Annotated in this window: 10 protein-coding genes; 4 read left to right on the plus strand and 6 right to left on the minus strand. The window is 41.8% G+C overall.

All coding sequences use genetic code 11. From position 1 onward, the window contains the following. The first annotated feature begins 108 nt into the window (after nucleotides 1-108). Nucleotides 109-606 (plus strand): hypothetical protein, encoded by a 498-nt coding sequence (locus HWQ58_RS23080; RefSeq protein ID WP_292867624.1) that lies wholly within the window; start codon nucleotides 109-111, stop codon nucleotides 604-606. On the opposite strand, the gene HWQ58_RS23085 is transcribed toward HWQ58_RS23080, so the two are convergent. Further along, on the minus strand, nucleotides 546-1,205 hold the full coding sequence (locus tag HWQ58_RS23085) for a DUF2809 domain-containing protein (RefSeq protein ID WP_292867627.1): 660 nt from the start codon (nucleotides 1,203-1,205) through the stop codon (nucleotides 546-548). The genes HWQ58_RS23080 and HWQ58_RS23085 overlap by 61 nt on opposite strands. Before the next feature lie 279 nt (nucleotides 1,206-1,484). Here HWQ58_RS23085 and HWQ58_RS23090 point away from each other — a divergent pair, with 279 nt between their 5' ends. After that, a complete protein-coding gene (locus HWQ58_RS23090; protein WP_292867630.1) occupies nucleotides 1,485-1,841 on the plus strand; it encodes a hypothetical protein in 357 nt (118 codons plus the stop codon). 190 nt (nucleotides 1,842-2,031) lie between these two features. On the opposite strand, the gene HWQ58_RS23095 is transcribed toward HWQ58_RS23090, so the two are convergent. The 3 genes from HWQ58_RS23095 to HWQ58_RS23105 all read right to left on the minus strand — a co-directional run bounded on the left by HWQ58_RS23095 (nucleotide 2,032) and on the right by HWQ58_RS23105 (nucleotide 5,586). Beyond that, nucleotides 2,032-2,379: a cupin domain-containing protein gene (locus tag HWQ58_RS23095; protein ID WP_292867633.1), complete on the minus strand. Its 348-nt coding sequence runs from the start codon at nucleotides 2,377-2,379 to the stop codon at nucleotides 2,032-2,034. After that, complete coding sequence (locus HWQ58_RS23100; protein ID WP_292867636.1) at nucleotides 2,376-5,270, minus strand: glycerol-3-phosphate acyltransferase; 2,895 nt, start codon at nucleotides 5,268-5,270, stop codon at nucleotides 2,376-2,378. Before HWQ58_RS23100 ends, HWQ58_RS23095 begins: the two co-directional genes overlap by 4 nt. 175 nt (nucleotides 5,271-5,445) lie before the next feature. Further along, a complete protein-coding gene (locus HWQ58_RS23105) occupies nucleotides 5,446-5,586 on the minus strand; it encodes a hypothetical protein (RefSeq protein ID WP_190240958.1) in 141 nt (46 codons plus the stop codon). Nucleotides 5,587-5,908: 322 nt separating this feature from the next. Here HWQ58_RS23105 and HWQ58_RS23110 point away from each other — a divergent pair, with 322 nt between their 5' ends. After that, the gene (locus HWQ58_RS23110) at nucleotides 5,909-6,874 is read left to right on the plus strand and encodes an SGNH/GDSL hydrolase family protein (protein WP_292867639.1); all 966 of its coding nucleotides are present in this window, start codon (nucleotides 5,909-5,911) and stop codon (nucleotides 6,872-6,874) included. Between the two features lie 132 nt (nucleotides 6,875-7,006). Here the strand turns inward: HWQ58_RS23110 and HWQ58_RS23115 are convergent, their stop codons facing one another. Then, nucleotides 7,007-7,900, minus strand: coding sequence for a lysophospholipid acyltransferase family protein (locus HWQ58_RS23115; RefSeq protein WP_292867642.1), 894 nt, complete (start codon nucleotides 7,898-7,900; stop codon nucleotides 7,007-7,009). Nucleotides 7,901-7,974: 74 nt separating this feature from the next. Between HWQ58_RS23115 and HWQ58_RS23120 the strand changes: the two genes are divergently transcribed. Next, nucleotides 7,975-8,166 (plus strand): hypothetical protein, encoded by a 192-nt coding sequence (locus HWQ58_RS23120; protein ID WP_292867645.1) that lies wholly within the window; start codon nucleotides 7,975-7,977, stop codon nucleotides 8,164-8,166. A 255-nt stretch (nucleotides 8,167-8,421) separates the two neighbouring features. On the opposite strand, the gene HWQ58_RS23125 is transcribed toward HWQ58_RS23120, so the two are convergent. Next, on the minus strand, nucleotides 8,422-9,159 hold the full coding sequence (locus tag HWQ58_RS23125; protein ID WP_292867648.1) for a peptidylprolyl isomerase: 738 nt from the start codon (nucleotides 9,157-9,159) through the stop codon (nucleotides 8,422-8,424). Nucleotides 9,160-9,784: the final 625 nt, after the last annotated feature.

The following is a 9,784-nucleotide window of genomic DNA, read 5'->3' on the forward strand; positions in this document are numbered from 1 at the left end:
GAAGGCAATATATTTTGGTAGCTTTATCTGTAGCCAGCTTTTAGAGAATTGGTATAAATGATCTCTATCATCTACTCCGAGAAATTCCTTCAACATGAAACAGGGTATATGCACCCTGAGCAGCCAGAACGACTGACTGCAATTGTAGATAGATTAAGAAGCTCAACAGTAGCAGATCAAATTCAATGGTTAAATCCTTCCACTTCTAGAAATGTAATCAAAGAGATTGAACGAGTTCATTCCACCAAATACATTGAGCAAGTTCGCTCCTATTCTGCAAGAGGTTGGGGTTGTTTTGAGTCAACACAGATTTCTCCCCAAAGCTTTGAAGTTGCCTGTCTTGCTGTGAATGCTTGGTTGGATGGGGTTGATACTGTTTTGCAGGTGGGAAGACCGAGCTTTGTTCTGGCCAGACCACCAGGACACCACGCACTTAAAGATGAAGGGATGGGATTTTGCATTTTCTGTAATGCCGCGATCGCTGCTCTTTACGCTCTAGAAATAGGACAAATCAAGCGAGTTGGAATTCTTGACTGGGATGTACATCATGGTAACGGAACGCAGGTATTTTCCAAGCATAAGACTGTTATAATACCTATTGCATAAGCAATGATATCCTTCCAATCAAATACACTTCCCAAGGCAACAGCCAGAATCTTATATTTTTGCAATCCTAAGTTATTTACAAAATTAAAATATTGAAGAAACTCGATAGTACAAGAAAAGGCAAAAACTGATAAAGCGACGATGGATGAATGTATATTGCAAAAAGCTTTGACAAAGCAATAAATTAGTATAACTACTAAAACATCACCGATCAAAGGACGAATGAAAGTATCATTGACAAAAACAGCAATACATACTTCTATGAAAAATAATATAAGTGTGAGGTAGAAATATCTTTTGTTGAAGATAAACATGGCAATCAATAGCGCCCAAAAAATATCTATTTTGACTATCAACCTCTTTAATTTTTGATAGACTCTGTTGAAAATTCTATTATTACTGAGTAGGTTTCCAAATGACAATGGGACATAAAACTCTTTATACACCAATAAACTTCTCTGTTTTGCCTTCCCTTTAGCAACTTCTGCTTTAACGCTTTTGTGTTTCGCGTAGCCTGTAGCAACTTCTGCCTTCCCTGTAAGAGCTTCTGCCTTCACGTTTCGGTGTTTTGCGCAGCCTGTAGCAACTTCTGCCTTCACGTTTCGGTGTTTCGCGCAGCCTGTAGCAACTTCTGCTTTGACGTTTCGGTGTTTCGCGCAGCCTGTAGTAACTTCTGCTTTGACGTTATCAGAAACAGACTTGTATAATCTGACAATACGCTTGGGTTAAGGGTTATTGATATAGATAATTAGTCTTTCAAGATGCGATAAATCGCATCTCTACATCTGGATTTTGGGCTATTCTTGCTAGACATTTACTTGCACTGTAAGATTTAATCGGATAATCTGAGCAATCGAGATTGTTTTTCAAGAAAACTAATGAACAAATTCATACTGAGTTTGCTTTCTTCTCCTGTGCTGATTAGCTCTATTCTCTCTATGGGAGTAATGCTCAATCACGCCCAAGCTATCGAGCCAGAACCAGGAGCCAAAAATACAGACCGTCTATCTTGTATACGCAATAAACATAAAGTGGGTTTAGTATGTGCCAGGGCTTCTGTATTGGGTCAAATTCCTAACTATCAGCGTGAAATAGAATTTTCTCAAGAAGATGCTCCCATGTTGGAGTTCAATGACGAAGAAAGCAATGTGGCAATTGACTTATTTGGCTGCGATTGTCCTGCTTGTATAAATTCTTTACGTCAGATGCGCGGCGCGACACCCTTGGTATATTAGTAAATCATTGGTCTTTGAAGACGCGATAAATCGCGTCTCTACATCAGGGTTTTGGGTTTATCTGAACTGTATTGGTTTATAAACAACATCCGTAAACTTTTCTAAGGACATAACATTGTTATGCCCCCACTGCGTGTTTTATTCAAAATCAAACTAACCTAAATTGCTAGTTAATGCTCCTAACTGATGATTAGCTCGATTTTTCGACTCGCAAACCAAAGTATGTCAAAACAAGTTCGGTTGAGCCACTATTGACAACTTCGTGTACTTCTCCTGGTTCGATAGCTACGCAGTTTCCCGGAAGCAGAGGGTATTCTGTACCATCAATGTGAATTACTCCTGAACCAGCTTCTACAAAAAATACTTCGCACATATCTTGATGCGCGTGTGCTGGTGCAGTTTGTCCAGGAGCAAAACGTGCTTGAGAAAAGTTAGTTAGGTGAGGTAAATCGCCGAAGCGTAACATCACTTTTTTCTTGATTTCGGCATTGTGAGAAACCGATTCTTCAGGCAAGTCTTTAAGGGAAGTGGTAATCATTCCGGTCTTAAATCGTTAGATAATTCCACAATACCCCTAGACCCATCAATCCTGACTCGTTGACCATCTTGCAAAAGCCATGTAGCACCTCGAACATCCATCACTGCGGGAATTCCATACTCACGAGCAACGATCGCACCGTGAGAAAGCCTTCCCCCAGCTTCGGCAATTAATCCTCCAGCCTTTAATAACAAAGGGGCCCAGCCGGAGTCTGTATAAGGCACTACCAGAATCGTATCTCGATCGATGTCTGGAATCTCTTGTAAATTTCGCAACACTTTCACTCTACCTTCGGCTTGCCCGTGACTGGCTCCAATACCTTGTAAAATTTGGTCAGAGTAGAGTTCAGAGGGAGCTAAGGGGTGAGGAGGTGTATTGCCGTAGACTAAAAGAGGTATTTGAATAATCTCACTATCTTGGAGGAATTGCGATCGCCTAAATTCCACTAACTCATCTAACTGCTCTATTAAGCTGGAATCTTCATCCCCAATTAAACGCCGCACTTCATCAAAGTTGAGAAAAAAGATATCGCCTGTTTGCCTGAGTAAGCCAGACTTTAACCAAATCTTCTCTAAAGCCACAAAACTCCAACGCAATTCAGCTAAAAGTCGGGAATAAACTTCGGTGACTCGTCCTTTGATATCCACACGCCGTTGCACAAAAGAGCGTTTGCGCTTACTGGCAAAGATACTATTAATCGCGTCTTTAGCACCTGCTTGTGGTTCGTTCCCCTGCATTAGCTGCACAAACATCTGCTTAATCATTTGGGGGTTTTCTCGCCAAGTGGGAACGGAGATGTCAGTTCCTACTTCACTTAAGTAGCCGTAATCTTGAAGCAATTCGTTAAATTCTTGGAGGATCTTTTCTCCTTCGGGGGTTTGCTTTAATTGTTCAAATACTTGCTGTGGCTCAAACTCCAGCAATACCTGCTTGGCATCTGTAGCGATTGTACTGAGCGATCGCAATGCCGCTACCTCTGGGGTGACGCTATGATCGATTTGCCCATCTTTTACCCGAAAAATCGCCTGTCTCAGGGCAGCACTCAAGGGAGCTAAAATGCTGTAATACGTCCCATAACGCAGCAACTCCAGAATAAAATCAATTCTTGCCAACAACTTCGGTGGTTCCAAGCTATCTATATCTTCCTGCGCTAACTGCGACAACCCAGGAATCAACCGTTTCTGATAATCTTCCTTGAAGTCTTTTTCTAAATTTAATTCCCGCTTCAGCAACTTTCCTAGTCCTGGCAAATTTTCCCAGGTTGACTGCAAGGAGGGTTTACTTAATTTAGCTCCTCTGGTTAAAAATTCCAAACTTTCTGGCGGCAGTCCCATACGCAGAAAAATATTTCCTAAGAGGGAAGCATTAAAGTAGGCTCTGGAATAATGGAGAGTTGCTGTTTTGGTGAAATCTAACCCCAAGGCGCGATCGCCTAAAACTAAAGTAAAAAATTCTCCCCAAACTCCACAAGTTAAGGGACGATTAATTGACCATGTTAAGGGGTGAATTACTCCGGGAATCACTTCAGCAGCGATTTTCCGTGTCCAGATAGGCAACAGAGTGGTGATTGGTCGAGATTGCAACACCCAAAGTGTTTGACCATCATAACTCCACTCGATATCTTGAGGAGTGCCATGATAACGTTTTTCGAGTCGGTAAGCTAAATATGCAACTTGTTTGATTAATGATTGTGGTACTCGTCCTTGACCCTCTAATTGTATAGAGTAAGAATTTTCTGTTTCAACGACAAAAGCGCGATATTGCTCTGGTGTGATTTTTCCCGAAACGACTTGCGTCGGGCTGCCTGGAAGGGCTTCAATGATGATCGCATCGCCTTGTTGAGTAATGGGATCGCGACTGAAAGCAACGCCAGAATATACACTCTGGACTTGTTGTTGAATCAACACAGCCATTGCTGTATCATTTAAGCCGCGATCGCGCCGATATTGGATAGCAGATGGATAATTGTAGGAAGCTTGAACTTGGGCGATCGCTGACTGTAATGCCTCTGGACTGGTAACATTGACAACTGTTTCATACTGTCCAGCAGCAGAGGCGTGTTCTGAATCTTCTCCAATAGCAGAGGAACGCACCACCAACGGAGATAATTCTGATGGCTGGAGAAATTCTGTCAACCCTTCAGGATCGTCGATGGGGGCTAGTACCCATCCCTTCGGCACTGGATAGCCCCAGCGCTTAATTTGAGATAATGTCGCCGCCTTTTCTCCGACGATGGCAGCATTCAACTCCTCATCTAGAGAAACCATTGTGCGATCGCCGCGTAAAAATTCCAACATCGCTTGCGATTCTGTTTGTGCCTCTTGGGCTGGCAGTTTCATATCATCAGGAATTTTGGTATAAATCCAGCCCATTAAACCTGCTAAGGCGACAGCAGCAAATATTCTGGGAATATCGCTCAGGTGCAGAAGTGCCACAAACAAAGGAAAAAGCAGCAAAACCCCAAATTTGACTACCTTTCTTGATTGCAGAATTGTAAAAGTAATACCTGCAAAGAAAGATACAAATATCGCTACTAGGGGATCGTGTACGACAAATCCCCAGACAACATTTGTCGTACCTGCTCCTCTGCCTATCCAGTATCTACCGATTACCAGAGCGATCAGGGCAACCAATTCCCAAAACGATCCTTCTGGGAAGAAAATGCGGGTGAGTAAGACTGCTGCAATTCCTTTAAAAGCTTCTGACAAGACTGCCAGAATTCCCACAATTTTACCGCCATGATAAAAGGCAGCTGATACACTAATGTTTCCTGTACCAACTTGTGATAACTGCTTCCGCTTCAAGGCGTAAGTTATCCATGCAATCAGGGGTAATCCACCCAAAAGGGGGCAGATAATTAAAATAACGAAAACACCCCAAGGTTCAAACATTCTGGGTTTTGGATTTTAGATTTAAATTTTCCATCTAAAACCTCAAATCTAAAATCTAAAGTTTTTCTGAAATTTTTGATGGTTATAAAAGGGCTTTTATTTAGTAGTTACTAAATGGACACTTGGCTAAGACGGAAACCGTTTTTGCCAGTGTCCTTCTAGACTACTAATGGTTTTAGTTTAGCGCATAGGCAGCTTGTAGCGCCCAGATGACGAGAGCAGCGATCGATCCCAGAAGCAACACGGTAGAGATAGTGACTACTTTTGGGGAATCTGCTCCCTTAAATTTCATAATTCCGCGATTTAAGTCGGACACAGCTTTGTAATCCTCTGTTGTTGGAGCATGAAATATTTGTCCGTTTTGATTGTAGTCCTTCTCTTTGCGGATGATGTTAAATTCACTTTAAAAATTTAGGACTGGGGGCTGGGGAGATGAGGGAGATGAGGGAGATGAGGGAGATGAGGGAGATGAGGGAGATGAGGGAGATAGGGGGACAAGGGGACAAGGAGATAAACAAAACTCCTAACTCTTAACTCCTAACTCAGCACTCAGCACTCAGCACTCAGCACTCCTAACGCCCAATGCCCAATCCCCCAGTATCATTGAAAAGCAACTCAGTATAAGAGGGTGTGAGTAGGTGAAAATAGCACTGAGCGTAATTTTGGCGGTGGTTGTGGGATTGTTTTTGGTAATCGAGATCGGACTGCGAGCGCTGTTTGGTTTTGGTAATCCCCTGATTTATATTGGCGATGAGCAAATTGGTTATTTATTGGCTCCTAACCAACGTACCCGTCGTTTTGGGAATCGCATTGAAATTAATGAATATTCTATGCGAGGTAGTCCGATAAAAAAGCTACCAGCACCTACTGGGCTGCGAATTCTACTCTTAGGTGATTCTATTGCTAATGGTGGCTGGTGGACTGATCAGACTAATACAATATCTAGTTTGATGATGCGTTCTCTAGCATCATCTACTACTAGTAATTATCAGGAAGTAGAAGTGCTAAATGCTTCAGCTAACTCTTGGGGGCCAAGGAATGAATTAGCTTATTTAGAGAAGTTTGGCAATTTTAACGCTCAAGCAGTAGTGTTAATAATTAATACCGATGATTTGTTTGCAACTACTCCTACTTCTTTGCCAGTCGGACGCGATCGCAATTATCCCGATCGTAAACCTCCTCTGGCATTAGTGGAAGTGTGGCAGCGTTATATCGTCAAGCAAAAGCCAATTCCTGAACTGCAAGCCGTACAAAATGAATCAGGCGATCGCGTGGGGATTAATTTGGAAGCGATCGCTAAAATTCAAGCCTTGACTCGCCAAACCAACAGCAAATTTCTGCTGGTGATGACTCCTTTGCTACGAGAAATTGGTGAACCAGGCCCCCGCGATTACGAAATTAAAGCACGTCAGCGCTTGAGTGATTTTACCAAAACACAGCAAATTCACTATATTGACTTTTTACCGAATTTCAATTCAACTACTAACCCGCAAGGTTTGTTTCACGATCACATTCATCTCAACTTGCAAGGTAATAAATTTGTCAGTGAAGTTATGGAGCGATCGCTTTTGGAAATACTGGGAGATTCGTCACTTCGCCACTAATATTCGTGTCTTAATTAACTTGGCACAATAAAACCAAACTATCTCAAAGATTGATCAACTAGACTAAAACCCTCTTCCCTCCTGCCGCCTGCCTCTTGCCTTATCCCAAGACAAATTTTTACTCCGACCTACTTAGCTAGATTTCTGAGTATCTCTAACCAAATTATTTAACTCTTCCTGCATTTGACTTTGAACTATTTCATAACAAGCATTCACATAGTTACGATCTCTAGCTGCATCTTGACCATATCTTTTAAAAGTAATTGGATGACAGACACGAGTGTGAATTTGCACAGGTAGAGGAATATTTGGCAGAGGGCCAATAGACAAGCCCCAAGGCAAACCTAAGTAAATTGGGAAAACACCAGGATCTATTTGATATAACCACGGCAATCCCCACTGATGCAATTGTTTGACTAAATCATAGCAATCACATAAGACTATCAAGCTATCATGAGCGCCTACCGAAATTACAGGAATAATCGGAACTTCTTGTTTTAAAGCCAGCTTGATAAAGCCCTGATGACCAGCAAAATGAATTTTATGGCGTTGGCTATGAGGACGAAACATATCATATTGTCCTCCAGGATATACCAGAACGCTAGCACCTCGATCGAAAGCCGCACTAGCCATTTTGGGATGTGCAACAATTGCTCCGACTTTCTGAGCTAATCCTGCTATTTCTGGACTTACTTTCCAAGCGTAAGGGTGCATTAGACCATACACCAAACGCTCGGTTCCGAATCTAGAAAACCAATCGTACATCATCATTATTAAATCTGGAGAAGCCATGCCCCCATTATGAGAGCCAACCAGTAGTACTTTCCCTTTTGTTGGTATGTGATGCCATCCATCAGTTTTTACTTGAAAGTAACAACGGTAAAACCATTCCCATACAGGCATTAGTAATTCAATAAACTGAGCATCTCGCTGTGTTAATGAATGATGAATCTTTTTCGAGAATTCTGATGTTAAGCAATTGTCAGCGCTGACAGAAATTTTATCTACCTGTTTTGGAAATTCCATAATTAGTCGCCCATCTTCCATCACGAGTCTATTTTGAGCGCTGCATAACGCTGTTACTCATTATTCAATAACAGTTGTTCTTTTTTTTAGCTCTATCATTGGTCGGACATGGTTTGCAGACATGGTGGAATCTGGCGAACGTAGGCATAGCCCATCCTAGACATCGCTCCTCAATTCAAGCAGTAGCAAATCCTGTGGATTTTTATTTGCAAAGATTCGCCAAAGTTCTCGGTGAACCTCTTCCCGTTGGTGCAGATCCAAAATAAAGTATGGGGCGATCGGAATAAGGAAGGGAATAATCACTAATACTTGAGTATTAGCACTAAGTTAAGATACAGCTATTGTCCCAACTGGTTAAGAGTCTCTAAGAATACATTTTTAGTCTTAAGACTGGGAACGAAACTACACAAACCTTTGGGCTTTACAAGCGTGCCATTCGTTCATGAAATACTTTCTTGGAGATTAGTAAGCAAAAAATTTACAGCTTGAACAAATTTAAAACACTATCTACAATCTATTAATCAATCCAGGGAGATCCAGCCACCATTGGTCAGTTCAACTAGTTTTTCTTCTAGCCAGGTTTCAAAGAGTTCATCTAGCAGTCGCTGGCGCATTGACTCATCTAGTAAAGCTGGGATAAGTATCTCTAATCTGACAATCACTAGCCATTCTCCTAAACGAGTAGGACGCCATAGTTGACCCGCTTTACTGCCATACAACATTTGTGCTAGCTTTGAGGAGATTTTACCGAGTTCGACTGGTCCACACCAACCTCCGCTTTTTGCTTCTGGCCCTTGAGAAAATTGTCGAGCTAGTTCAGTAAAAGATTGCTCTCCTTCCTGAAGTCGGAAATAAAGCTCGTCAGCAAGCCCTTCATCCTTCGTCCTGATTAAAGAATAAATTACTTTGTTTAGCGAAGACTTACGCTTAAGGAAATGACTTTCAATTTTCGGCTCCCAGTTAGCTTGTTTAAACTTCTCAATTCTTAGTTCTCGGATAGCTATAGTTTCTAGCTGCTCTGGAGTCATTTCATAGAGTTCTAGCCATTGCTGACGTTTTAACTCGGAAGTAAGCTGCCATTTCTCATAAAATTGCTCACAAGCACTGGCTTTTTCTTCGAGTGTACAGGTAAAGGAAGCTATTGCTTGGTCAGTGATAATCTCACGTAAAAATTGGGGAAACAGCTGATAGCTCGCCAACAAGCTGACAATTTTTGCCGTCGGAATTTTTTGATTTTTAACTTGCAAAATTTGAGCCATATCTGAGAAAGCCAACGGATTTATTCATACTTTTAATCTGTTTTGTAAGCAGAGACCAAGCCTCTACTTACAAAACTAACATGGGCTTTGAAAGATAATTTTCAGCTACAAGCACACAAGGAACTTTTACTCTTACAGCAATTTTCAGGTAATTGAACCACAGGCTCTGGTAGACTGAAGAGATAGTATTGTTTGAATAGATGCCAGTATCTTACCCAAAGGATTTACGTGAGCGTGTGATTAGGGCGTGTGTTGCAAAAGAAGGAAGGTTCTCAACGCCAGTTAGCACAAAGATTTAAGTCAGCTTGTCATTTGTATGAAACCTACTGCGTCAGTATCGGACAAATGGACAAATCGAGGCGAAACGACGTGGAGGCTACCAAAAGCCGACAATCATCAACAAGCATCTATCGCTGATCCAGTCTTTGGTCGAGGGAAAAAATGATTTGTTACTTAGAGAATTATGCGATGGTCTAAACTGAAGCAATTTCTCCGTTCCTGTGAGGCACGCACCCTGGAATCACTCAACTATGCAATGGCTCTTGCTGTCAATTACATTACCGAAGATGATCCCTGACTATCTAATTAGTATTTAAGAGCTTGAGACTCAAGCACAGCGAGAAGT

The sequence above is a fragment of the Nostoc sp. LPT genome (genome assembly GCF_017115165.1).
Taxonomy (GTDB): Bacteria; Cyanobacteriota; Cyanobacteriia; order Cyanobacteriales; family Nostocaceae; genus Nostoc.

Bases quoted from the DNA above. Each gene is read 5' to 3' on its own strand.
- HWQ58_RS23080 (WP_292867624.1), top strand. From the start codon at position 109: ATGCACCCTGAGCAGCCAGAACGACTGACTGCAATTGTAGATAGATTA.
- HWQ58_RS23090 (WP_292867630.1), top strand. From the start codon at position 1,485: ATGAACAAATTCATACTGAGTTTGCTTTCTTCTCCTGTGCTGATTAGC.
- HWQ58_RS23095 (WP_292867633.1), bottom strand. From the start codon at position 2,379: ATGATTACCACTTCCCTTAAAGACTTGCCTGAAGAATCGGTTTCTCAC.
- HWQ58_RS23100 (WP_292867636.1), bottom strand. From the start codon at position 5,270: ATGTTTGAACCTTGGGGTGTTTTCGTTATTTTAATTATCTGCCCCCTT.
- HWQ58_RS23115 (WP_292867642.1), bottom strand. From the start codon at position 7,900: ATGGAATTTCCAAAACAGGTAGATAAAATTTCTGTCAGCGCTGACAAT.
- HWQ58_RS23125 (WP_292867648.1), bottom strand. From the start codon at position 9,159: ATGGCTCAAATTTTGCAAGTTAAAAATCAAAAAATTCCGACGGCAAAA.